A 23,375-nucleotide genomic window follows, 5' to 3' on the forward strand; every position below is an offset into this window, starting at 1 on the left:
GGCGTAATGCCTGCCACTGGAACGCTTTGACGTGTGACCTTTACATCAGTCGCTTGCGTTCGCTGGACGGCGAAATCCCAAGGGATTCGCGGTACTTGGCGACTGTGCGACGGGCCACTTGAATGCCTTGTGCTTCCAGTAAACCAGCGATCTTGCTGTCACTCAACGGCTTTTTCTGATTTTCCGCAGCGACCAGTTTTTTGATGATCGCGCGAATCGCCGTGGACGAGCATTCGCCGCCTTCGGAGGTGCTGACGTGGCTGGAAAAGAAATATTTGAGTTCGTAGATCCCGCGCGGGGTGTGCATGAACTTCTGCGTGGTCACCCGGGAGATCGTCGATTCGTGCATGCCGACCGCTTCAGCGATGTCATGCAGAACGAGGGGCTTCATGGCTTCGTCACCGTACTCGAGGAAGCCTCGCTGGTGTTCGACGATTTGCGTGGCCACCTTCATCAGCGTCTCGTTGCGGCTCTGCAGGCTCTTGATGAACCAGCGAGCTTCCTGCAGCTGATTGCGCATGAATGTGTTGTCGGCACTGGTATCGGCGCGACGCACAAAACCGGCGTACTGCGGATTGACCCGCAGGCGCGGCACGGATTCCTGGTTCAGCTCCACCAGCCAGCGCTCGTTGTCCTTGCGCACGATGACGTCAGGCACGACGTATTCGGCTTCGCTGGACTCGATCTGCGAGCCGGGGCGCGGATTGAGGCTCTGGACCAGTTCGATGACCTGACGCAGGTCGTCTTCCTTGAGCTTCATGCGGCGCATCAGTTGCGCGTAGTCGCGGCTGCCGAGCAGATCGATGTAGTCACTGACCAGCTTCTGCGCTTCCGCCAGCCACTTGGTTTTGGCGGGCAGCTGGCGAAGCTGCAGCAGCAGGCATTCACTCAGGTTGCGAGCGCCGATGCCGGCAGGCTCGAACTGCTGAATGCGGTGCAGAACGGCTTCGATTTCGTCCAGCTCGATATCGAGCTCAGGGTCGAAGGCGTCGAGCATTTCTTCGAGTGTTTCGTCGAGGTAGCCCTGATTGTTGATGCAGTCGATCAGCGTCACGGCGATCAGGCGATCGGTGTCCGACATTGGCGCCAGGTTGAGTTGCCACAGCAGGTGGCTTTGCAGGCTCTCGCCAACGGAGGTGCGGGTGGTGAAATCCCACTCGTCATCGTCGTTGCTGGGCAGGCTGCTGGCGCTGGTCTGATAGACGTCTTCCCACGCAGTGTCGACGGGCAGCTCGTTGGGAATGCGCTCGTTCCAGTCGCCGTCCTCCAGATTGTCGACGGTAGGCGCCGATTCCTGGTAGGTGGGTTCCTGAACATCAGCGTTGGGCTTTTGCTCTACGTTATCCGCCAAGGGGTCGGCGTTGTCGAAATCGTCGCCTTCCTCCTGCCGTTCCAGCATCGGGTTCGACTCCAGCGCCTCCTGAATTTCCTGTTGGAGATCCAGCGTCGACAACTGAAGCAAGCGGATTGCCTGTTGCAGCTGAGGTGTCATCGTCAGCTGCTGGCCCATTCTCAAGACTAGCGAAGGTTTCATGGCAGGGCTTAACACCTTATTCGCCGGCGCACTGCGCGCCATTTACTAGCAGGGCGCCGAGGGCGCCAACTTAAGCAAATTATATGCCTGAAGCTGGAGGGTTTGCCTAGAGTGTGATGACAATTAAAAAACGAGGTTGGCGATGGCGCACATTGCGGGAACCGCACAACCTCATGTCATCACTGCGGTTACAGGCGGAACTCGTGACCCAGATACACTTCCTTGACCAACTGGTTGGCCAGGATGGATTCGGCGTCGCCTTCGGCAATCAGCTGTCCATCGTTGACGATGTAAGCGGTTTCGCAGATATCCAGCGTCTCACGCACGTTGTGGTCGGTGATCAGCACGCCGATCCCTTTGGCCTTGAGGTGGTGAATGATCTGCTTGATGTCGCCTACGGAAATAGGGTCAACACCGGCGAAGGGTTCGTCGAGGAGAATGAATTTCGGCGAAGTGGCGAGGGCGCGTGCGATTTCCACACGGCGACGTTCACCGCCCGACAGGCTCATGCCCAGGTTGTCGCGAATGTGGGTGATGTGGAATTCCTGCAGCAGGCTTTCCAGCTCCTTGCGGCGGGCAGCGCGATCGAGCTCCTTGCGGGTCTCCAGGATCGCCATGATGTTGTCCGAGACGGAGAGCTTGCGGAAGATCGACGCTTCTTGTGGCAGGTAGCCAATACCGGCGCGTGCACGGCCGTGCATCGGCTGATGGCTGACGTCCTGGTCGTCGATCAGGACGCGACCCTGATCCGCTTGAACCAGGCCGACGATCATGTAGAAACAGGTGGTCTTGCCGGCGCCGTTGGGGCCAAGCAGGCCGACGATCTGGCCGCTCTCGATGGACAGGCTGACGTCACGTACGACCTGGCGGCTTTTATAGGCCTTGGCCAGGTGCTGGGCTTTCAGCGTCGCCATTACTGGGCCTTCTGCTGGTCGGTTTTCTTTTTCGGCTGGATGACCATGTCGATACGAGGGCGTGGTGCGGTGACCTTGGTGCCATTGGCACGACCGGCGTTCACGACCTGCTTGACGGTGTCATAGACGATTTTCTCGCCTTCGGACGTGTTGCCGTCGTTGACCACTTTGGCCTTGTCGATCAGCACGATGCGGTTCTGGGCCGCGAAGTACTGGATAGTGACGCCCCAGGCCTGAACGATCGGCTTGTCCACCGATGGCTTCTGCTCGTAGTAGGCCAGGTTGCCCACGGACGTGAACACGTCCACGTCGCCTTGCGGTGTACGGGTGATGGTCACGGTGTTGCCGGTGATCTTCATCGTGCCCTGGGTGATGATGACATTGCCTTTGTAGGTGGCGATGCCTTGCTTGTCGTCCAGCTGCGCGTCATCCGACTGGATGTGGATGGGTTGATCGCGATCCGTCGGCAGAGACCAGGCGCTCGCGCTTCCCAGTGCTGCGCCCAGGCCGAGCAAAAAAGGAAGGGTTTTAACGAGCCTCATACTGTCCTCTTACGTTGGATAGCAGGTTCATCCTGCTTTCTTTCAGATACGCTTTCATACCCGTGCCGGTCGTTACACCGCCAAGGCCGTCGATTCTAACGGGTTGGGCAGTCTCCGCATATTGCTTCTGCGGGAATACAGTCATGCGGCTGCTGGTGATGATGGTGGTGCGGTCTTTTTCGTCGGTGCGGTTGATGCGCACCGAGTCGATCAGCTCGACGTGATCGCCCCCCGGCGACACTTCGGCGCGAACGCTCTGTACGTGCCACGGGAAGGTAGAACCTCGATACATCTGCAGCACCGGCGTGGTCATCAGGGTGACGTCGGTGGCTTTCAAGTGCTCTACCTTGTCCGCGGTCATGTCGTACTGCATGGTCCCGTCGGGCAGGTACTGAATGCTGTGGGCGTTGGTCGCGTAGTAATCGACGGCGCTCTCATCCACGGCAGCCTTGGGTTGATCGAGGAAACTTTCCGGACTGATGTTCCAGTAGCCGACCGCTGCCAGCAGCAGTGCCAGCACACCGAACAGCAGAAACGTTCGAAACTTTTTGCTCAGCATAAATGCACTTCTATAGGTAGGCGGCGTGAGCCGCTTCGAGGTTGCCCTGAGCCTTCAGGATCAACTCGCAGAATTCGCGGGCAGCGCCTTCGCCGCCACGTGCCTGGGTAATGCCGTCGGCATGCTCGCGGACAAAGCTGGCGGCATTGGCAACAGCCATGCCCAGGCCCACCCGGCGAATGACCGGCAGATCAGGCAAATCGTCGCCCAGATACGCGACCTGCTCGTAGCTTAGATTCAGTTGCTGCAAAAGCTCGTCGAGTACCACGAGTTTGTCTTCGCGGCCCTGATAAAGGTGCGCGATGCCGAGGTTCTTCGCGCGCCGCTCAACCACGGGGGTCTTGCGTCCGCTGATGATGGCAGTCGTCACACCCGAGTTGATGAGCATTTTGATGCCCTGGCCGTCGAGGGTGTTGAAGGTCTTGAATTCACTGCCGTCTTCGAGGAAGTACAGGCGTCCGTCGGTGAGTACGCCATCGACGTCGAAGATCGCCAGTTTGATGTTCTTGCCGCGTTGCATCAGGTCATTCATATCGGCGCTCATTTACATGACTCCTGCGCGGAGCAGGTCTTGAAGATTGAACGCGCCAACCGGGCGATCGTTCTCGTCGACCACGATGAGTGCGCCGATCTTGTTGTCTTCCATGATTTTCAAGGCTTCGGCCGCGAGCATTTCCGGGCGCACGGTCTTGCCGTGGACGGTCATGACTTCATCGATGGTCGCCTGGCGTATGTCGATCGGGCGATCCAGGGTGCGACGCAGGTCGCCGTCCGTGAAGATACCGGCAAGGCGGCCGTCGCTCTCGAGGATGGCGGTCATGCCAAGCCCCTTGCGGGTCATTTCCATCAGCGAATCGCGAAGCGGCGTGCCGCGCGCAACCTGCGGCAGGTTGGCGCCAGTGTGCATGACATGCTCGACCTTCAGCAGCAGCCGACGACCCAGTGCACCGCCTGGATGGGAAAACGCGAAGTCTTCGGCGGTGAAGCCTCTGGCGTCCAGCAGCGCAACGGCCAGGGCGTCGCCCATGACCAGCGCCGCCGTGGTGGAGGAGGTGGGCGCCAGATTCAACGGGCAGGCTTCTTTTTCGACCCGCGCATTGAGGTTGACGTCAGCGGCCTTGGCCAGTGTTGATTCCGGGTTGCCCGTGAGGCTGATCATCTTGATGCCCAGCCGCTTGATCAGCGGCAGCAACGTGACGATTTCGGCCGTCGTGCCCGAATTGGACAGGGCCAGAATAATGTCGGCGCTGGTGATCATGCCCATGTCGCCGTGGCTGGCCTCGGCGGGGTGCACGAAAAAGGACGGGGTGCCGGTGCTGGCCAGCGTAGCGGCGATCTTCTTGCCGATATGCCCCGACTTGCCCATGCCTACCACGACCACGCGGCCCTGACTGCCCAGAATCATGTCGCACGCGTTGACGAAATCGGCATCTATATGCGCAAGCAAACCTTCCACGGCTTCTATTTCAAGGCGGATGGTGCTCTGTGCCGATTCAATCAGGTTGCGCGCATTGGACATATCGGAAGGGGTCGCATGGTGAAAGGCCGGGGATTATAGCGGCAATGTTCAAAAGCCTCACGCTTCATCGTTGCTGTTTGTTTAATGAACGGAGACGTCCTTCAGCAACAGCGTGATAAAGGCTGGCGGTGGGTACGAAAATTCCACACCGTCCTTAATACCCTTCTTTGTTTGCGACTCGACACGTTGGAGCTTGGGCGGCGTGCGACAGCGGTGGTATAGTCCGCCGCTTGTTCGGCCCCTCCAAAAGTGTGTCGTTCGTCAAGAACGCGGCATCTGAGAGACAGGTTGCATCGCAAGGAGTTTAGATGAGTGCCGATAACGCCTACGCGGTCGAGCTGAAGGGCGTTTCCTTCAAGCGCGGTGCGCGCAGCATCTTCAATAATGTGGACATCCGCATCCCCCGGGGCAAAGTCACCGGCATCATGGGGCCGTCGGGCAGTGGCAAAACCACTCTGCTGCGATTGATGGGAGCACAACTGCGTCCGAGCGCAGGTGAAGTCTGGGTCAATGGCCAGAATTTGCCGAAACTCTCGCGCAGCGATCTTTTCGATGCGCGCAAGCAGATGGGCGTGCTCTTTCAGAGCGGCGCGTTGTTCACCGATCTCGACGTTTTCGAAAACGTGGCGTTCCCGCTGCGGGTTCACACCAAGCTGCCTGAAGACATGATTCGCGACATCGTCCTGCTGAAACTGCAGGCGGTCGGACTTCGTGGCGCAGTCGATCTGATGCCCGACGAACTCTCAGGTGGCATGAAGCGCCGTGTTGCACTGGCGCGCGCCATCGCGCTGGATCCCCAGATCCTCATGTACGACGAACCCTTCGTGGGGCAGGACCCTATCGCCATGGGCGTGCTGGTTCGGCTCATCCGGCTGCTCAATGATGCGCTGGGTATCACCAGTATCGTGGTGTCCCACGACCTCGCCGAGACCGCCAGCATCGCCGACTATTTATATGTCGTCGGTGACGGTCAGGTGCTGGGGCAGGGCACGCCGCAGGAACTGATGGAGTCGGATAACCCTCGTATACGTCAGTTCATGACGGGCGATCCCGACGGGCCGGTGCCTTTCCATTATCCGGCGCCGGATTATCGCGACGATCTTTTGGGGAAGCGCTGATGCGCAGAAAGTCTTTAATGGATCGCGTACGCCTGATGGGGCGTTCGACGATCGATATGGTTGCAGTGCTGGGTCGTTCAGGGATTTTTCTGGTTCATGCGTTGCTTGGGCGCGGCGGAATCGGTGGCGGTTTTCAGCTGCTGGTTCGTCAGTTGCACTCGGTGGGCGTCATGTCCCTGGCCATCATCGTCGTGTCCGGGGTGTTCATCGGCATGGTGCTGGCGCTGCAAGGTTTCAGCATTCTCGCCAAGTACGGCTCCGAGCAGGCTGTGGGGCAGATGGTTGCCCTGACGTTGCTGCGTGAACTCGGTCCGGTGGTCACTGCTCTATTGTTCGCCGGTCGTGCAGGCTCTGCGCTTACCGCTGAAATCGGCAACATGAAATCCACCGAGCAGCTGTCCAGTCTCGAAATGATTGGTGTTGACCCGCTCAAGTACATCGTTGCACCGCGTCTGTGGGCAGGCTTCATTTCGCTGCCAGTGCTGGCGCTGATTTTCAGCGTGGTCGGCATCTGGGGTGGTTCGTGGGTGGCGGTCGACTGGCTGGGCGTCTATGAAGGCTCCTTCTGGGCCAACATGCAGAACAGCGTTTCGTTTTCCGATGATGTACTCAACGGTGTCATCAAGAGCGTCGTGTTCGCTTTTGTCGTCACCTGGATTGCCGTGTTCCAGGGCTATGACTGCGAGCCCACGTCCGAAGGGATCAGTCGCGCCACGACCAAGACCGTGGTCTACGCCTCATTGGCCGTACTGGGCCTGGACTTTATTATGACCGCCTTGATGTTTGGAGACTTCTGATGCAAAACCGCACCCTCGAAACCGGTGTAGGCCTGTTTCTGCTGGCCGGGATCCTGGCTTTGCTCCTGCTCGCCCTGCGCGTCAGCGGTCTGAGCGCCAGCGCCAACACCGACACTTATAAACTTTACGCAAATTTCGACAATATCGCCGGTTTGACTGTCAGAGCGAAAGTGACCATGGCCGGTGTGAACATTGGCAAGGTCACTGCAATCGATCTGGATCACGATACCTTCACGGGGCGTGTGACGATGGAAGTGAACAAGCGGGTCAACAACCTGCCTTCGGATTCCACCGCTTCCATCCTGACCGCAGGCCTGCTGGGTGAAAAATACATCGGCATCAGTGTCGGTGGCGATGACCAACTGTTGAAAGACGGCGGCGTCATCCATGACACCCAGTCCTCGTTGGTACTCGAAGACCTGATCGGTAAATTCCTGCTCAATTCAGTGGGCAAAGACGCCAAATGAGGAGTTTTTTCATGATCTCGATTCTGCGCCGTGGCCTTCTGGTGCTACTGGCCGCCCTGCCTTTGTTTGCTAACGCAGCCGCGTCCGATTCCGCTCACGATCTGGTTGATCGCACCACCAAGCAGTTGCTGGCTGACCTGTCCGCCAACAAGGAAACCTACAAGTCCAATCCGCAAGCCTTCTACGATGCACTTAACGGCATCGTTGGCCCGGTCATCGACGCTGACGGCATCTCCAAAAGCATCATGACCGTGAAGTATTCGCGCAACGCCACCCCGGCGCAGATGCAGCGCTTCCAGGAAAACTTCAAGCGCAGCCTGATCCAGTTCTATGGCAACGCGCTGCTCGAGTACAACAACCAGGGCATCACCGTTTCCCCGGCCAAGCAGGAAGCGGCCGATCGCACGTCCGTCGACATGTCGGTCAAGGGCAACAACGGCGCGGTCTACCCTGTTTCCTACACCCTCGTCAAAATCGGCGGTGAGTGGAAAGTGCGTAACGTGATCATCAACGGCATCAACATCGGCAAGCTGTTCCGCGATCAGTTCGCTGACGCCATGCAGCGCAACGGCAACAACCTGGACAAAACCATCGACGGCTGGGCTGGCGAAGTCGCCAAAGCCAAGCAGACCTCGGAAAGCTCCAGCGACAAGGTCGTCAAATGAGTCAAGCGTCCGTAACTGCCGCTGGCGCCGGAGAGCTGATGCTCTCCGGCGTGATCGACTATCGGACCGGCCCGGCCTTGCGTGAACAGGGCGCGGCGCTGATCAAGTCAAATACCGCTGCAGCCCTGACGCTCGATTGCTCCGGCGTCGAGAAGTCCAGCAGTGTCGGCCTGGCTCTGCTCCTTGCGTTCATGCGTGATGCCCAGGCCGCAGGCAAGTCAGTCACCGTCCGCGCGTTGCCTGAAGACATGCAGGAAATCGCCCAGGTCTCCGGCCTGACCGAGCTGTTGCAGCATCATTAATTGCTTTCATCGATCAAGCCCCTCGTCCGGCCCCTGCAAAGTAGGGTTCGCAACGAGAGGGCTTTTTTGTATGATGGCCGACCCGCGCGCGTAGGGCGCCGATTGAGGTTAAGCATGCAGGCCGTAGAAGTTAAAAGCTTCCTGGAAGCTAAGTTGCCAGATATCCAGGTCGAAGTTGAAGGCGAAGGCTGTAATTTCCAGCTGAACGTGATCAGCGACGAACTGGCCGCACTGAGCCCGGTCAAGCGCCAGCAGCAGATTTACACGCATTTGAACCCATGGATCGCCGATGGCAGCATCCACGCGGTCACCATGAAATTTTTCAGCCGCGCTGCGTGGGCCGAGCGCACCTGAGCCAACACGGCGTCGAGATTCCAATGGACAAACTGATTATTACTGGCGGCATTCGTCTTGATGGCGAAATCCGCATCTCCGGGGCGAAAAACTCTGCCCTGCCGATTCTCGCAGCCACGCTGCTGGCTGATGGTCCTGTGACCGTCGCCAACCTGCCGCACCTGCACGACATCACCACCATGATCGAGCTGTTCGGTCGCATGGGCATCGAGCCGATCATCGACGAGAAGCTCAGCGTCGAAATCGACCCGCGCACCATCAAGACCCTGGTCGCTCCGTACGAGCTGGTGAAAACCATGCGTGCGTCGATCCTCGTTCTGGGTCCGATGGTTGCCCGCTTCGGTGAAGCCGAAGTGGCACTGCCTGGAGGTTGCGCCATTGGTTCGCGTCCGGTCGATCTGCACATCCGTGGTCTTGAAGCCATGGGCGCGGTCATCGACGTCGAAGGCGGTTACATCAAGGCCAAGGCGCCGGAAGGCGGGCTGCGTGGCGCCAACTTCTTCTTCGATACCGTCAGCGTGACGGGCACCGAGAACATCATGATGGCCGCTGCCCTGGCAAACGGCCGCAGCGTCCTGCAAAACGCCGCGCGTGAGCCTGAAGTCGTCGACCTGGCGAACTTCATCAACGCCATGGGCGGTAAAGTCTCTGGCGCCGGTACCGACACCATCACCATTGATGGCGTCAAACGCCTGGGTTCGGCGACCTATCGGGTCATGCCCGACCGTATCGAAACCGGCACCTACCTGGTGGCGGCGGCGGCAACCGGCGGCCGTGTGAAACTCAAGGACACCGATCCGACGATCCTCGAAGCGGTACTCGAGAAGCTGCGTGAATCCGGCGCCGAGATCACCACCGGCAAGGACTGGATCGAGCTGAATATGCACGGCAAGCGTCCGAAAGCGGTCAACGTGCGCACTGCACCGTATCCGGCTTTCCCGACCGACATGCAGGCGCAGTTCATCTCGCTCAACGCCATCGCCGAAGGCACGGGTGCGGTCATCGAGACCATCTTCGAAAACCGCTTCATGCATGTGTATGAAATGCACCGCATGGGCGCGCAGATCCAGGTCGAAGGCAACACCGCGATCGTCACCGGCTGCACCAAGCTCAAGGGCGCGCCAGTGATGGCGACCGACCTGCGTGCTTCGGCGAGCCTGGTCATTTCTGCGCTGGTTGCCGAAGGCGACACGCTGATCGACCGCATTTACCACATCGACCGTGGTTATGAGTGCATCGAAGAAAAACTGCAGATGCTGGGCGCGAAGATCCGTCGCGTTCCGGGCTAGTCAGCAGCTGCGCGTTCGCCCGTGTCGATGTGATCGACGCGGGCGACGTGTCTGGCCATAGCGCCAGGATTTTCTGATTCGTTCCACTCTGGCTTCTTGAGCCGGAGGTAGTCGGGCGCCAGTTGCGACCCGGCACGCGCTGCTGATAAGGACTGACGTTTCCCATGTTGACCATCGCATTGTCCAAGGGCCGCATCCTCGACGACACCTTGCCGCTGCTCGCTGCGGCGGGCATTGTGCCGACCGAGAATCCGGACAAGAGCCGCAAGCTGATCATCCCGACGACCCAGGCCGACGTGCGCCTGCTGATCGTGCGTGCCACTGACGTGCCGACCTACGTTGAGCACGGTGCTGCAGATCTCGGCGTCGCGGGCAAGGACGTGCTGATGGAATACGGCGGCCAAGGGCTGTATGAGCCGCTCGACCTGCAAATCGCCCAGTGCAAGCTGATGACTGCAGGTGCAGTCGGCGCCGTCGAACCCAAGGGTCGGCTGCGTGTGGCGACCAAGTTCGTCAATGTTGCCAAGCGCTACTACGCCGAACAGGGCCGTCAGGTCGACATCATCAAGCTGTACGGTTCCATGGAACTCGCGCCGCTGGTAGGCCTGGCCGACAAGATCATCGACGTCGTCGACACCGGCAACACGCTGCGTGCCAACGGCCTCGAACCCCAGGACATGATTGCCCACATCAGCTCACGGCTGGTGGTGAACAAGGCATCCATGAAAATGCAACACGCCCGCATTCAGTCGCTGATCGACACCCTGCGCGCTGCCGTGGAGTCGCGACACCGCGGTTGACTGCATCGCGTGACCCTCATCAGGATCACGCCCAGCTATCCGTGTCATAGCCAAATTTCTCAGGTGCCCGCGCGGATGGCTTGCTAGCTTAGGCATCTGCCTATACGCGGCATCTGAGAAATCGCCATTCATTGAGGCCCACGCTATGACCACTCCCAACGCTATTCGCCGACTCAACGCTGCCGATCCGGACTTCGCCCGTCATCTGGATCATCTGCTGAGCTGGGAAAGTGTGTCTGACGACTCGGTCAATGAGCGTGTGCTCGACATCATCAAGAACGTGCGCGAGCGCGGCGATGCGGCGCTGGTGGAATACACCCGTCGCTTCGACGGCCTGGACGTTGCATCGATGGCCGACCTGATTCTGCCGCGCGAGCGTCTTGAGCTGGCACTGACCCGCATCACGCCGGCCCAGCGTCGGGCCCTCGAAAAAGCGGCTGACCGTGTGCGCAGTTACCACGAGCGGCAGAAGCAGGATTCCTGGAGCTACACCGAGGCCGACGGCACCGTGCTGGGCCAGAAGGTCACTCCGCTGGATCGCGCCGGGCTGTACGTGCCGGGCGGTAAAGCGTCTTACCCGTCTTCGGTGTTGATGAACGCCATTCCGGCCAAGGTCGCCGGCGTAGGCGAGGTGGTCATGGTCGTGCCGACACCTCGCGGTGAGCTCAATGAGCTGGTACTGGCGGCGGCTTGCATCGCTGGCGTCGATCGCGTGTTTACCATCGGCGGCGCCCAGGCGGTTGCAGCGCTGGCGTATGGCACCGAAAGCGTCCCGCAGGTGGATAAAGTCGTCGGCCCGGGCAACATTTATGTGGCCACCGCCAAGCGTCACGTGTTCGGCCAAGTGGGCATCGACATGATCGCCGGCCCGTCGGAGATTCTGGTGGTGTGCGACGGCCAGACCGACCCCGACTGGATCGCCATGGACCTGTTCTCCCAGGCCGAGCACGATGAAGACGCCCAGGCGATTCTGGTCAGTCCGGATGCCGAGTTCCTTGATCGCGTCGCCGCCAGCATCGCCAAACTGATGCCGACGATGGAGCGCGCGGAAATCATCCAGACCTCGATCAATGGCCGCGGCGCCTTGATCAAGGTAGCCGACATGACCCAGGCCATTGAAGTCGCCAACCGGATTGCGCCGGAGCACCTGGAGTTGTCGGTGGCTGACCCTGAGGCCTGGCTGCCGCAGATTCGCCACGCTGGCGCGATCTTCATGGGTCGTCACACGTCCGAAGCGCTGGGCGACTACTGCGCCGGTCCCAACCACGTGCTGCCGACTTCGGGCACCGCACGGTTCTCGTCGCCGTTGGGCGTGTACGATTTCCAGAAACGCTCATCAATTATTTTCTGCTCGGAGCAGGGTGCGTCCGAACTGGGCAAAACGGCCTCGGTACTGGCACGCGGCGAGTCATTGACCGCCCACGCCCGCAGCGCCGAATACCGCATCGTCGACACCGAACAAGAGGGCAACTGAGCATGAGCAAATTCTGGAGTCCCTTCGTCAACGACCTGGTGCCGTATGTGCCGGGCGAGCAGCCCAAGCTGACCAAACTGGTGAAGCTCAACACCAACGAAAACCCCTATGGCCCGTCGCCCAAAGCGATCGACGCCATGCGTGCTGCGGTCAGTGACGACCTGCGCCTGTATCCCGATCCCAACAGTGACGTGCTGAAGCAAGCCGTAGCGAGTTACTACGGCGTCGACGCCAATCGCGTGTTTCTCGGCAACGGCTCGGACGAGGTGCTGGCTCACGCCTATAACGCCTTTTTCCGGCAGGAAAAACCGCTGTTGTTCCCGGACATCAGTTACAGCTTCTATCCGGTGTACTGCGGCCTGTATGACGTCGACTACGAAGCCGTGCCGCTGGACGAGCAGTTTCAGATTCGCGTCGAAGATTACGCGCGTCCCAATGGCGGCATCATTTTCCCGAACCCGAATGCACCCACGGGCTGTCTGTTGGCCCTTGATGCCGTCGAGCAGATCCTCAAGAACAGCCCGGATTCAGTGGTGATCGTCGACGAGGCGTATATCGACTTCGGTGGCGAAACCGCGATCAGTCTGGTGGACCGCTATCCGAACCTGCTGGTCACTCAAACGCTGTCCAAATCGCGCTCCCTCGCCGGGTTGCGAGTGGGCCTCGCGGTGGGGCATCCGGACCTGATTGAAGCGCTGGAGCGGGTCAAGAACAGCTTTAACTCGTATCCGCTGGACCGCATGGCCATTGTCGGCGCAGCAGCGGCATTCGATGACCGTGAGTATTTCGAGCACACCTGCCAGCGCGTGATTGCCAGCCGTGAAGCGCTTGTCGAGCAGTTGGAGGGCAAGGGCTTCGAAGTGCTGCCCTCGGCCGCGAACTTCATCTTCGCCCGCCACCCTCAGCATGACGCTGCGGGTCTGGCGGCGAAGGTGCGGGAGCAGGGCGTGATCGTCCGCCACTTCAAACAGGCGCGCATCGCGCAATTCCTGCGCATCACCATCGGCACGCCCGAACAGAATCAGGCGCTGGTGGATGCGTTGGGGGACTTGTCGAACTGAGTTGACGGTTGCCTAACGGCAACCGATCAATTCTCCGCCGCAGGCGCCGTTGTCTGCGGTGGACGCACGCCCACTTCGGCGGTCAGTTTCAATTCCTTGCCGTTGCGCATGACCTGAATGGCAATCTTGTCAGTGGGTTTGGTGCGGGCCACCTGATTCATTGAGCGACGGCCGTCGCCCGCCGGCTCGCCGTTGATGCTCAAGATCACATCACCCAGTTGCAAGCCTGCCTTCTGCGCCGGGCCGTCGCGGAAAATCCCGGCGACCACGATGCCCGGACGATCCTTCAGCCCGAACGATTCCGACAACTCCTGAGTCAGCGGCTGTACCTCGATGCCCAACCAGCCGCGAATCACTTGGCCGTGTTCGATGATCGACTTCATCACCTCCAGGGCCAGCTTGGTCGGAATTGCAAAACCGATTCCCTGCGAGCCACCGGATTTGGAGAAGATCGCCGTGTTGATCCCGGTCAGGTTGCCGTTGGCGTCCACCAGCGCGCCGCCCGAGTTGCCGGGGTTGATCGCCGCGTCGGTCTGAATGAAGTCTTCGTAGGTGTTGAGGCCCAGTTGGTTTCGGCCGGTGGCACTGATGATGCCCATGGTCACGGTCTGGCCAACGCCGAACGGGTTACCGATGGCCAGGGCAACGTCGCCGATGCGGATAGCGTCGGAACGGCCAAGGGTAATGGAGGGCAGGTTCTTGAGGTCGATCTTCAGCACCGCAAGGTCGGTCTCGGGGTCGCTGCCGACGACTTTGGCTATCGTCTCGCGGCCGTCTTTAAGCGCGACGACAATCTGGTCGGCGCCGGAGGTCACGTGGTTGTTGGTCAACAGGTAGCCTTCCGGGCTCATGATCACCGCCGAACCCAGGCTCGACTGCATGCGCTTTTGTTTGGGCAGGTTGTCGCCGAAGAAACGACGAAATTGCGGGTCGTCGAACAGCGGATGGTTGGGTTTGTTGTTGTTATTGACCATCTTGGTCGTGTACAGATTGGCCACGGCCGGGGCGGCGTTGCTGACAGCGTCCGCGTACGAGACCGGCCCCTGTTGCACGAAGGTCTGTTGCGGCGCTTGCTGCAGGTTCACGTCCTGGCTTGGCAGCCCAACCCATTGGGGATAGCGCTGGATAATCAATAAAGCGATAAGCACACCAGCGAGCAAGGGCCAGCCGAGAAAACGCAGCGCTTTGAACATTGAGCGGAGTCCTGAAGGTAGAAGCGCCTAGCTGCGCCATAATGGCCGGCATTATACGAGGACCGACACGGTCTGGACTGCATATTTAGGAGACTTTTATGGCGGTTGCCTTGAGCACCCTGGTGGAAGAAGCGGACCGCTATCTCGGTAGCGCACGCATTCAGGATTATTGCCCCAACGGCTTGCAGGTCGAGGGCCGGCCGCAGGTCAGCCGAATCGTCTCCGGTGTCACCGCGAGTCAGGCGTTGCTGGACGCAGCCGTGGAGGCCAATGCGGATCTGGTGCTGGTGCATCACGGCTATTTCTGGAAAGGCGAGAATCCCTGCATCACCGGCATGAAGCAGCGTCGGCTGAAGACGCTGCTCAAACACGACATCAGCCTGCTGTCCTATCACCTGCCTCTCGATTTGCATGCTGAGGTAGGCAATAACGTTCAACTCGCCCAGCAACTGGAGATCACCGTCGAAGGCCCGCTGGACCCGGACAACCCGCGCATCGTCGGGCTGGTGGGCTCACTCAGCGAGGCCATGACCCCACGGGATTTCGCCCACCGCGTCCAAACCGCTCTGGGGCGCGAGCCGCTGTTGATCGAAGGCGACGGCATGATACGCCGGGTCGGCTGGTGCACCGGAGGCGGGCAGGGCTACATCGATCAAGCCGTGCTGGCCGGCGTGGACCTGTATTTGAGCGGTGAAGCGTCCGAGCAGACCTTTCACAGCGCCCGGGAAAACGGCATCAGCTTCATTGCCGCCGGCCATCACGCCACCGAGCGTTATGGTGTGCAGGCCCTGGGTGATTATCTGGCGCGGCGCTTTGCTCTGGAGCATCTGTTCATCGACTGTCCGAACCCGATTTAAAGCGTCTGAGGGTCCAAAGCATGAGGTATATGGTTAGATCGTTTCGATCTATCCCCGCCGCTGAATAGAATCAGGCCCCATGATAAAGTGCCTCGCTCGATAGAGCCCGCAGGCTCTCCATACACGTACGTTATCCCGTGAGTAACCATGGTCGACAAACTGACGCATCTGAAACAGCTGGAGGCGGAAAGCATCCACATCATCCGCGAGGTCGCTGCCGAGTTCGATAACCCGGTGATGCTGTACTCCGTCGGTAAAGACTCTGCCGTGATGCTGCATCTGGCGCGCAAGGCCTTCTTCCCGGGCAAGCTGCCGTTCCCGGTGATGCACGTCGACACCCGCTGGAAATTCCAGGAGATGTACCGCTTCCGCGACAAGATGGTCGAGGAAATGGGCCTGGACCTGATCGTGCACGTGAACCCGGACGGCGTCGCGCAGGGTATCAACCCGCTGACCCACGGCAGCTCGAAGCACACCGATATCATGAAAACCCAGGGCCTCAAGCAGGCCCTCGACAAGCACGGTTTCGATGCCGCGTTTGGCGGCGCCCGTCGTGACGAAGAGAAATCCCGCGCCAAAGAGCGTGTGTATTCCTTCCGTGACACCAAGCACCGCTGGGACCCGAAAAACCAGCGTCCCGAGCTGTGGAACGTGTACAACGGCAACGTCAACAAAGGCGAGTCGATCCGCGTGTTCCCGCTCTCCAACTGGACCGAGCTGGACATCTGGCAGTACATCTACCTCGAAGGTATCCCGATCGTCCCGCTGTATTTCGCCGCCGAGCGCGAAGTCATCGAGATGAACGGCACCTGGATCATGATCGATGACGACCGCCTGCGTAATCACCTGTCCGACGAGGACAAGAAGCGCATCGTCAAGAAGAAGGTCCGCTTCCGCACACTGGGCGACTACCCGTTGACGGGCGCTGTCGAGTCCGAGGCCACCAGCCTTACCGACATCATTCAGGAAATGCTCCTGACGCGAACTTCCGAGCGCCAGGGCCGGGTCATCGACCACGATGGCGCAGGCTCGATGGAAGAAAAGAAACGTCAGGGTTATTTCTAATTAGGGTGTCTGAACATGTCGCATCAATCTGAATTGATCAGCGAGGACATCCTCGCCTATCTGGGCCAGCACGAACGCAAGGAAATGCTGCGTTTCCTGACCTGTGGCAACGTCGACGACGGCAAGAGCACGTTGATCGGGCGGCTGCTGCACGATTCCAAGATGATCTACGAAGATCACCTGGAAGCCATCACCCGTGATTCAAAAAAATCCGGCACCACCGGCGACGAAGTCGATCTGGCGCTGCTGGTTGACGGCCTGCAGGCCGAGCGGGAGCAGGGCATCACCATCGATGTCGCTTACCGCTACTTCTCCACCGCCAAGCGCAAATTCATCATCGCCGACACCCCCGGCCATGAGCAGTACACCCGCAACATGGCCACCGGTGCGTCCACCTGTGACCTGGCGATCATTCTGGTCGACGCCCGCTACGGCGTGCAGACCCAGACCAAACGCCACAGCTACATCGCCTCGTTGCTGGGCATCAAGCACATCGTGGTCGCCATCAACAAGATGGACCTCAACGGCTTCGACGAGAACATCTTCGAGCAGATCAAGGCCGATTACCTGGCGTTCGCCGACCGCATTGCGCTGAAGCCGACCACGATGGAATTCGTGCCGATGTCGGCCCTCAAGGGCGACAACGTGGTCAACCGGAGCGAGCGTTCGCCGTGGTACACCGGCAAGTCGCTGATGGAAATTCTTGAAACCGTCGAGATCGCCAACGACCGCAATTTCACCGACCTGCGTTTCCCGGTGCAGTACGTCAACCGTCCGAACCTGAATTTCCGCGGTTTCGCCGGCACCCTGGCAAGCGGCATCGTGCACAAGGGCGACGAAGTCGTTGTGCTGCCGTCCGGCAAGAGCAGCCGCGTGAAATCCATCGTCACCTTCGAAGGCGAGCTGGAACATGCGGGCCCGGGTCAGGCCGTCACGTTGACCATGGAAGACGAGATCGACATCTCCCGTGGCGACCTGTTGGTGCATGCCGACAACGTCCCGCAAGTGGCCGACGCCTTCGACGCCATGCTGGTGTGGATGGCCGAAGAGCCGATGCTGCCGGGCAAGAAATACGACATCAAACGCGCCACGTCCTACGTGCCGGGTTCGATTGCCAGCATCACCCATCGTGTTGACGTGAACACGCTGGAAGAAGGCCCTGCCAGCTCGCTGCAGCTGAATGAAATCGGCCGCGTGAAGATCGCACTGGACGCGCCGATCGCCCTCGACGGCTACGACAGCAACCGCACGACGGGCGCGTTCATCGTCATCGACCGTTTGACCAACGGGACTGTTGCGGCCGGCATGATCATCGCCAAACCCGTGGTTGCGGGTGGCGGGAGTCATCACGGCGCGCTGGCCCATGTGTCGGCAGAAGAGCGCGCTCAGCGCTTCGGCCAGAAGCCGGCGACCGTGCTGTTCAGCGGTTTGTCGGGTGCGGGCAAGAGCACGCTGGCGTATGCCGTGGAGCGCAAGCTGTTCGACATGGGCCGTGCGGTGTTCGTCCTTGATGGCCAGAACCTGCGTCACGACCTCAACAAGGGCTTGCCGCAGGATCGCGCCGGTCGCACCGAGAACTGGCGTCGTGCCGCCCACGTTGCGCGTCAGTTCAACGAAGCGGGCCTGCTGACCCTCGCAGCGTTCGTCGCGCCGGACGCGGGCGGTCGGCAGAATGCCAAGGCGCTGATCGGCGATGATCGACTGATCACCGTGTACGTTCAGGCGTCGCCGCAGGCCTGTCGTGAGCGTGATCCGCAAGGGCTCTACGCCGCCGACAAGGACAACATCCCGGGTGAATCCTTCCCGTATGACGTCCCGCTGGACGCCGACCTGGTCATCGACACGCAGTCGCTGAACGTCGAAGAAAGCGTCAAGCAGGTGCTGGACCTGCTGCGGACCCGCGGCGTGATCTAAGCGCCGGTCGCCGAACAAGAAACCCGCCAGTGATGGCGGGTTTTTTGTTTCTCTTGCCATTGCGGATCGGGATCAATCCGCCGCCCACAAAAAAGCCCGCCCCTGATCACCCCAGGGGCGGGCTTTTTGCGAAACGTGTGTTCTTACTTCTTCAAACCGTAATGCTCATCCAGCATGCCGGGGGAGTCTGGCGACTTGGGCGCGTAGTCCTTCGGTGGTTCAGCAGCCGTGCGCGGCGGCGTCAGGCGATCGCGGTGCGGATGGAGCGCCTCCGGATGCAGCGCGGCCAGCAGGCGTTGACGGGTGATGTCGTCGGTCGCCAGGCGGTTGGCGCCTTCGGCCAGATGCTCCTGAACATCGTGGTAGCTCTGCGACAGCTTCTGCACCAGATTGGCGGTGCTGTTGAAGTGAGTGATCACTTCGTTCTGATAGGTATCGAAACGCTCCTGAACGTCATCCAGCTGGCGCTGAGTCCCGTTAGGCACGGCATTGGGCAGCGCGCGCGCCACGAAGAAACCGATGATCACACCGACCACCAGGGCGATGGTCGGCAGCAACCAAACTAAGAGCGAGTAATCCACGAGTCCTTCCTCTATAAACGGCTTTGCTTTACGTTAACGGCTCGAACCTGCGCTGTATAGCGGCGACGCGTCGCCAGCCTGCCAGCCACAGACAATCAGCTAGACGAGTCGACCCAATTGAAGGTCACGGAGTTCATTCTTGCTCATGCGTGAGACCCCTGTATTCATCGATGGCCCGGTGGGCCAACTCGAAGCGTTGTACCTTGATCTGGACGAGCCCAAGGGCATCGCGCTGATATGCCATCCTAACCCGGTTCAGGGCGGCACCATGCTCAATAAAGTGATCTCGACCCTGCAGCGCACCGCGCGTGATGCTGGTCTGATTACGCTGCGCTTCAACTATCGCGGCGTCGGCGCCAGCGCTGGCAGCTCGGACATGGGCGAAGGCGAAGTCGACGATGCACAGGCTGCCGCAAAGTGGCTGCGGGATAAACATCCCGATCTGCCCATGACGTTGTTCGGCTTCTCCTTCGGCGGTTTCGTGGCGGCTACCTTGGGCGGGCGTCTTGAGGCTGAAGGCGAAACCCTGAAGCATGTGTTCATGGTCGCACCCGCCGTAATGCGGATTGCCAACGTAGAGGCGTTGCCGCAGAAGGGCGCGCTGACGCTGATTCAGCCGGAAACCGACGAAGTCGTTGACCCACAACTCGTGTACGCATGGTCTGACACGCTTCAGCGTCCCCATGAGCTGCTGAAAGTGGCAGAATGCGGGCACTTTTTTCACGGCAAGCTGACTGATCTCAAGGATCTGATTCTGCCGCGCCTTTCGAATTGATCGCAGCACCCAAATAAGCGACTAGCCATGACCACTCGTATCCTGACCGGTATCACCACCACCGGCACGCCGCACCTGGGCAACTACGCCGGCGCCATCCGCCCGGCCATCGTTGCCAGCCGCCAGAGCGACGCTGACTCTTTCTACTTTCTGGCCGACTACCACGCGCTGATCAAATGCGATGACCCGCTGCGCATTCAGCGCTCGCGTCTGGAAATCGCCGCGACCTGGCTCGCGGCAGGGCTGGACGTCGAGCGCGTCACGTTCTATCGCCAGTCCGACATTCCGGAAATTCCCGAGCTGACCTGGCTGCTCACCTGCGTTGCCGGCAAGGGCCTGCTCAATCGCGCCCACGCCTACAAAGCCTCGGTGGACAAGAACGTCGAAGCCGGTGAAGACCCGGACGCTGGCATCACCATGGGCCTGTTCAGCTACCCGGTGTTGATGGCCGCCGACATCCTCATGTTCAACGCCCATCAAGTGCCTGTCGGTCGCGATCAGATCCAGCACGTCGAAATGGCGCGCGATATCGGTCAGCGCTTCAATCACCTGTTCGGCAACGGCAAAGAATTCTTCGTGATGCCGGAAGCGCTGATCGAGGAAAGCGTCGCGACACTCCCTGGCCTGGACGGCCGCAAGATGTCGAAGAGCTACGACAACACCGTGCCGCTGTTCACCAGCGCCAAAGACATGAAGGAAGCAATATCCCGCATCGTCACGGACTCTCGTCTGCCGGGCGAGGCCAAGGATCCGGACACTTCGCATCTGTTCACGCTGTACCAGGCATTTGCTACCAAGGAACAGGGCGACGAGTTCCGCGCCGACCTGCTCCAGGGGTTGGGTTGGGGCGATGCCAAGCAACGCCTGTTCCAGTTGCTGGACGCGGAGCTGGGCGAGGCACGGGAGAATTACCATCGCCTGATCGAGCGGCCAACCGACCTGGAAGACATTCTGCAAGCGGGCGCCGAGAAGGCCCGTCGTGTGGCCACGCCGTTTCTGGGCGAGCTGCGTGAAGCGGTTGGCCTGCGTTCATTCCGTACCGCTGCGCAAACCGTCACGGCGACCAAGAAGAAGGCCAGCAAAGGCCCTCGCTTCATCAGTTTCCGCGAAGACGACGGCAGCTTCCGCTTCCGCCTGCTGGCGGCCGACGGCGAGCAACTGCTGCTGTCGCGCAGTTTCACAGACGGCAAGGCGGCCGGCGCCGTGACCAAACAGCTGCAGCAGGGCGGTGAGCTGGACATTCGGCCCGAAGGCGATGCCTTTACCCTGTGGCTGAGTGATGCCTGTGTCGCCGACAGCCCGGCGTTCGCCGATGCCGCCGCCCGCGACGCCGCGATCGAGAGCCTGAAACTGGCGCTCGCGCCACAACAGGATTAATTGCCATTCCAATGGGCCATCGCTACAGTGACGGCCCGTTTTTGCTCCCTTGCAAGCGACTATGACCCCTCTAGAACGATACCAAGCTGACCTGAAGCGTCCGGACTTTTTCCACGACGCCGCGCAAGAGAATGCGGTGCGCCATCTGCAGCGTCTGTACGACGATCTGGTCGCCGCCCATGACCGCAAGCCGGGATTGCTGGGCAAGCTGTTCGGCAAGAAAGAGGCCCCGATTGTGAAGGGGCTGTATTTCTGGGGCGGTGTGGGCCGGGGCAAGACCTACCTGGTCGACACATTCTTCGAAGCGCTGCCGTTTGAAGACAAGACGCGCACGCACTTCCACCGCTTCATGAAGCGTGTGCACGAGGAGATGAAAAACCTCAAGGGCGAGAAGAACCCGCTGACCCTGATTGCCAAGCAATTCTCTGAAGAAGCGCGGGTGATCTGTTTCGACGAATTCTTCGTATCGGACATTACCGACGCGATGATCCTCGGCACGCTGATGGAAGAGCTGTTCAAGAACGGTGTGACCCTGGTCGCGACGTCGAACATCGTTCCCGACGGTCTGTACAAGGACGGTCTGCAGCGTGCGCGTTTCCTGCCGGCGATTGCGCTGATCAAGCAAAACACCGAAATCGTCAACGTCGACAGCGGCGTCGACTATCGACTGCGCCATCTGGAGCAAGCCGAGCTGTTCCACTTCCCGCTGAACGAAGCGGCGGAGGAGAGCCTGGGCAAAAGCTTCCGCGCGCTGACTCCTGAATGCACCAAGGCCATCGAGAACGATGTGCTGATCATCGAGAATCGGCAGATCAAGGCCATCCGTACCTGCGACGACGTGGCGTGGTTCGACTTCCGTGAGCTGTGCGACGGGCCGCGTAGCCAGAACGACTACATCGAACTCGGGAAGATCTTCCATGCGGTGCTGCTCAGCGGCGTCGAGCAGATGAGCGTGACCACCGACGACATCGCGCGCCGGTTCATCAACATGGTCGACGAGTTCTACGACCGCAACGTCAAGTTGATCATCTCGGCGGAAGTCGAATTGAAAGACCTGTACACCGGCGGCCGCCTGAACTTCGAATTCCAGCGCACGCTCAGCCGGTTGCTGGAAATGCAGTCCCACGAGTTCCTGTCGCGGGCGCATAAGCCCTAGGGAGCAGCTGCAAGCTTCAAGCGACAAGCTGCAAGAGGTCATCTCGCCACTTGCAGCTTGAGACTTGCCGCTTGAAGCTGACTCTAGGCCGCCTGCTGAAACTGCTGCCGGTATTGGTTCGGTGACAGGTCGGTGTGTTGGCGGAACAGGCGCGCGAAGAAGCTGGCGTCGTCGTAGCCCACTTCATAGCTGATGGTCTTGATGCTCTTTCGTGAGCCTGACAGCAAGCCCTTTGCGGTTTCGATCCGCAGCCGTTGCAGATAATGCAGTGGCTTGTCGCCCGTTGCCGTCTGGAAGCGGCGCATGAAGTTGCGGATGCTCATGCCGTGCTCCCGGGCCACATCCTCGAAACGGAATTTGTCGGCGAAGTGCTCTTCAAGCCAGTGCTGAATCTGCAGGATGATCACGTCCTGGTGCAGCTTCTGCCCGCCAAAACCAATCCGTCCCGGTGCGTAGCTGCGCTGCACTTCATAGAGAATGTCGCGGGCGACGGTCTGCGCGACATGGGCGCCGCAGAAGCGCTCGATCAGGTAGATGTACAGATCACACGCTGAAATCGTGCCGCCTGCGCAATACAGGTTATCGGCGTCGGTGAGGTGCTTTTCCTGATTCAGCAGCACGTTCGGAAAGCGCTCGGCGAATTCGTTGAAGAACCGCCAGTAGGTGGTCGCTTCCTTGCCGTCGAGCAATCCAGCGTCTCCCAGCCAGAATACGCCGCTGGCTTCACCGCAGAGCACGGCGCCGCGCGCATGCTGCTCACGCAGCCACGGCAGGATTTGCGGATAGCGCTCGCGCAGGGTGTCGAAGTCTTCGACAAAGGCGGGAAGGATGATGATGTCGCTGTGTTCAAGCACGCCGTCTACAGGGATCACGACGTCGCTGAAACTGCGGACTTCCTTGCCGTCCGGGCTGACCAGTCGGGTTTCAAACGCCGGCTTGAAGCCCTGTCCCAACTGCTTGCCGTAGCGCAGGCTGGCGAGGTGAAAGAAGTCTTTGGCTTGCATGAGCGTGGAGGCAAAAATTCCATCGATCGCAAGAATGCTGACACGCCGCAACGGCGCG

Annotated in this window: 25 protein-coding genes; 16 read left to right on the forward strand and 9 right to left on the reverse strand. The window is 60.1% G+C overall.

Annotated features, from left to right (window positions below; all coding sequences use genetic code 11):
- Window positions 1-40 precede the first annotated feature (40 nt).
- From AC07VF_RS14170 to AC07VF_RS14195, 6 genes are all read right to left on the reverse strand, one after another.
- Complete coding sequence (locus AC07VF_RS14170; protein ID WP_192171787.1) at window positions 41-1,534, reverse strand: RNA polymerase factor sigma-54; 1,494 nt, start codon at window positions 1,532-1,534, stop codon at window positions 41-43.
- Between the two features lie 188 nt (window positions 1,535-1,722).
- Complete coding sequence (gene lptB, locus AC07VF_RS14175) at window positions 1,723-2,448, reverse strand: LPS export ABC transporter ATP-binding protein (RefSeq protein ID WP_074884367.1); 726 nt, start codon at window positions 2,446-2,448, stop codon at window positions 1,723-1,725.
- Entirely contained in the window at window positions 2,448-2,990 is a 543-nt protein-coding gene (gene lptA, locus AC07VF_RS14180; RefSeq protein ID WP_037014791.1) for a lipopolysaccharide transport periplasmic protein LptA, read from the reverse strand. The genes lptB and lptA overlap by 1 nt, the downstream gene beginning before the upstream one ends.
- The gene (gene lptC, locus AC07VF_RS14185) at window positions 2,977-3,549 is read right to left on the reverse strand and encodes an LPS export ABC transporter periplasmic protein LptC (RefSeq protein ID WP_192171786.1); all 573 of its coding nucleotides are present in this window, start codon (window positions 3,547-3,549) and stop codon (window positions 2,977-2,979) included. Before lptC ends, lptA begins: the two co-directional genes overlap by 14 nt.
- 10 nt (window positions 3,550-3,559) lie before the next feature.
- Window positions 3,560-4,093 (reverse strand): 3-deoxy-manno-octulosonate-8-phosphatase KdsC, encoded by a 534-nt coding sequence (kdsC, locus tag AC07VF_RS14190; protein ID WP_065992081.1) that lies wholly within the window; start codon window positions 4,091-4,093, stop codon window positions 3,560-3,562.
- Window positions 4,094-5,068 carry a KpsF/GutQ family sugar-phosphate isomerase gene (locus AC07VF_RS14195; protein ID WP_282369013.1) on the reverse strand — a complete coding sequence of 325 codons (975 nt, stop codon included), beginning with the start codon at window positions 5,066-5,068 and terminating at the stop codon, window positions 4,094-4,096.
- 308 nt (window positions 5,069-5,376) lie between these two features.
- Here AC07VF_RS14195 and AC07VF_RS14200 point away from each other — a divergent pair, with 308 nt between their 5' ends.
- The 10 genes from AC07VF_RS14200 (at window position 5,377) to hisC (ending at window position 13,395) form a co-directional block, all read left to right on the forward strand.
- Window positions 5,377-6,186 (forward strand): ATP-binding cassette domain-containing protein, encoded by an 810-nt coding sequence (locus tag AC07VF_RS14200; protein ID WP_122535907.1) that lies wholly within the window; start codon window positions 5,377-5,379, stop codon window positions 6,184-6,186.
- Window positions 6,186-6,983 (forward strand): lipid asymmetry maintenance ABC transporter permease subunit MlaE, encoded by a 798-nt coding sequence (gene mlaE, locus AC07VF_RS14205; RefSeq protein ID WP_192171784.1) that lies wholly within the window; start codon window positions 6,186-6,188, stop codon window positions 6,981-6,983. Before AC07VF_RS14200 ends, mlaE begins: the two co-directional genes overlap by 1 nt.
- Entirely contained in the window at window positions 6,983-7,450 is a 468-nt protein-coding gene (mlaD, locus tag AC07VF_RS14210) for an outer membrane lipid asymmetry maintenance protein MlaD (protein WP_192171783.1), read from the forward strand. Before mlaE ends, mlaD begins: the two co-directional genes overlap by 1 nt.
- Window positions 7,451-7,461: 11 nt before the next feature.
- The gene (locus tag AC07VF_RS14215; protein ID WP_282369007.1) at window positions 7,462-8,115 is read left to right on the forward strand and encodes an MlaC/ttg2D family ABC transporter substrate-binding protein; all 654 of its coding nucleotides are present in this window, start codon (window positions 7,462-7,464) and stop codon (window positions 8,113-8,115) included.
- Window positions 8,112-8,417: an STAS domain-containing protein gene (locus AC07VF_RS14220; RefSeq protein ID WP_495009089.1), complete on the forward strand. Its 306-nt coding sequence runs from the start codon at window positions 8,112-8,114 to the stop codon at window positions 8,415-8,417. Before AC07VF_RS14215 ends, AC07VF_RS14220 begins: the two co-directional genes overlap by 4 nt.
- Before the next feature lie 114 nt (window positions 8,418-8,531).
- Entirely contained in the window at window positions 8,532-8,771 is a 240-nt protein-coding gene (locus AC07VF_RS14225; protein WP_065992095.1) for a BolA family protein, read from the forward strand.
- A gap of 23 nt (window positions 8,772-8,794) precedes the next feature.
- Window positions 8,795-10,060, forward strand: a complete 1,266-nt coding sequence (gene murA, locus AC07VF_RS14230) for a UDP-N-acetylglucosamine 1-carboxyvinyltransferase (RefSeq protein ID WP_122536135.1) — start codon at window positions 8,795-8,797, stop codon at window positions 10,058-10,060.
- A 164-nt stretch (window positions 10,061-10,224) separates the two neighbouring features.
- Entirely contained in the window at window positions 10,225-10,860 is a 636-nt protein-coding gene (hisG, locus tag AC07VF_RS14235) for an ATP phosphoribosyltransferase (protein WP_192171780.1), read from the forward strand.
- 145 nt (window positions 10,861-11,005) lie between these two features.
- Window positions 11,006-12,334 (forward strand): histidinol dehydrogenase, encoded by a 1,329-nt coding sequence (gene hisD, locus AC07VF_RS14240; protein ID WP_282368997.1) that lies wholly within the window; start codon window positions 11,006-11,008, stop codon window positions 12,332-12,334.
- Window positions 12,335-12,336: 2 nt separating this feature from the next.
- Window positions 12,337-13,395 (forward strand): histidinol-phosphate transaminase, encoded by a 1,059-nt coding sequence (gene hisC / locus AC07VF_RS14245; RefSeq protein WP_423574154.1) that lies wholly within the window; start codon window positions 12,337-12,339, stop codon window positions 13,393-13,395.
- Window positions 13,396-13,421: 26 nt separating this feature from the next.
- On the opposite strand, the gene algW is transcribed toward hisC, so the two are convergent.
- Window positions 13,422-14,588 (reverse strand): Do family serine endopeptidase AlgW, encoded by a 1,167-nt coding sequence (gene algW, locus AC07VF_RS14250; protein WP_192171777.1) that lies wholly within the window; start codon window positions 14,586-14,588, stop codon window positions 13,422-13,424.
- Window positions 14,589-14,686: 98 nt separating this feature from the next.
- On the opposite strand from algW, the gene AC07VF_RS14255 reads away from it, so the two are divergent.
- From AC07VF_RS14255 to cysN, 3 genes are all read left to right on the forward strand, one after another.
- Complete coding sequence (locus tag AC07VF_RS14255) at window positions 14,687-15,445, forward strand: Nif3-like dinuclear metal center hexameric protein (protein ID WP_192171776.1); 759 nt, start codon at window positions 14,687-14,689, stop codon at window positions 15,443-15,445.
- Window positions 15,446-15,592: 147 nt separating this feature from the next.
- On the forward strand, window positions 15,593-16,510 hold the full coding sequence (cysD, locus tag AC07VF_RS14260) for a sulfate adenylyltransferase subunit CysD (RefSeq protein ID WP_065992104.1): 918 nt from the start codon (window positions 15,593-15,595) through the stop codon (window positions 16,508-16,510).
- 15 nt (window positions 16,511-16,525) lie between these two features.
- Window positions 16,526-18,424, forward strand: coding sequence for a sulfate adenylyltransferase subunit CysN (cysN, locus tag AC07VF_RS14265; protein WP_282368989.1), 1,899 nt, complete (start codon window positions 16,526-16,528; stop codon window positions 18,422-18,424).
- Window positions 18,425-18,567: 143 nt separating this feature from the next.
- Here cysN and AC07VF_RS14270 read toward each other — a convergent pair whose 3' ends face one another.
- A complete protein-coding gene (locus tag AC07VF_RS14270; protein ID WP_133772171.1) occupies window positions 18,568-19,005 on the reverse strand; it encodes a Z-ring associated ZapG family protein in 438 nt (145 codons plus the stop codon).
- A gap of 145 nt (window positions 19,006-19,150) precedes the next feature.
- Here AC07VF_RS14270 and AC07VF_RS14275 point away from each other — a divergent pair, with 145 nt between their 5' ends.
- The 3 genes from AC07VF_RS14275 to zapE all read left to right on the forward strand — a co-directional run bounded on the left by AC07VF_RS14275 (window position 19,151) and on the right by zapE (window position 22,313).
- On the forward strand, window positions 19,151-19,780 hold the full coding sequence (locus tag AC07VF_RS14275) for an alpha/beta hydrolase (protein WP_192171774.1): 630 nt from the start codon (window positions 19,151-19,153) through the stop codon (window positions 19,778-19,780).
- Between the two features lie 27 nt (window positions 19,781-19,807).
- Window positions 19,808-21,157: a tryptophan--tRNA ligase gene (locus AC07VF_RS14280; protein ID WP_463583386.1), complete on the forward strand. Its 1,350-nt coding sequence runs from the start codon at window positions 19,808-19,810 to the stop codon at window positions 21,155-21,157.
- Window positions 21,158-21,218: 61 nt separating this feature from the next.
- Window positions 21,219-22,313, forward strand: coding sequence for a cell division protein ZapE (gene zapE / locus AC07VF_RS14285; protein WP_495009088.1), 1,095 nt, complete (start codon window positions 21,219-21,221; stop codon window positions 22,311-22,313).
- Between the two features lie 83 nt (window positions 22,314-22,396).
- Here zapE and AC07VF_RS14290 read toward each other — a convergent pair whose 3' ends face one another.
- On the reverse strand, window positions 22,397-23,317 hold the full coding sequence (locus AC07VF_RS14290) for a GlxA family transcriptional regulator (RefSeq protein ID WP_172612965.1): 921 nt from the start codon (window positions 23,315-23,317) through the stop codon (window positions 22,397-22,399).
- Window positions 23,318-23,375 lie beyond the last annotated feature (58 nt).

It is taken from the genome of Pseudomonas sp. GW821-FHT02H06 (assembly GCF_059421525.1).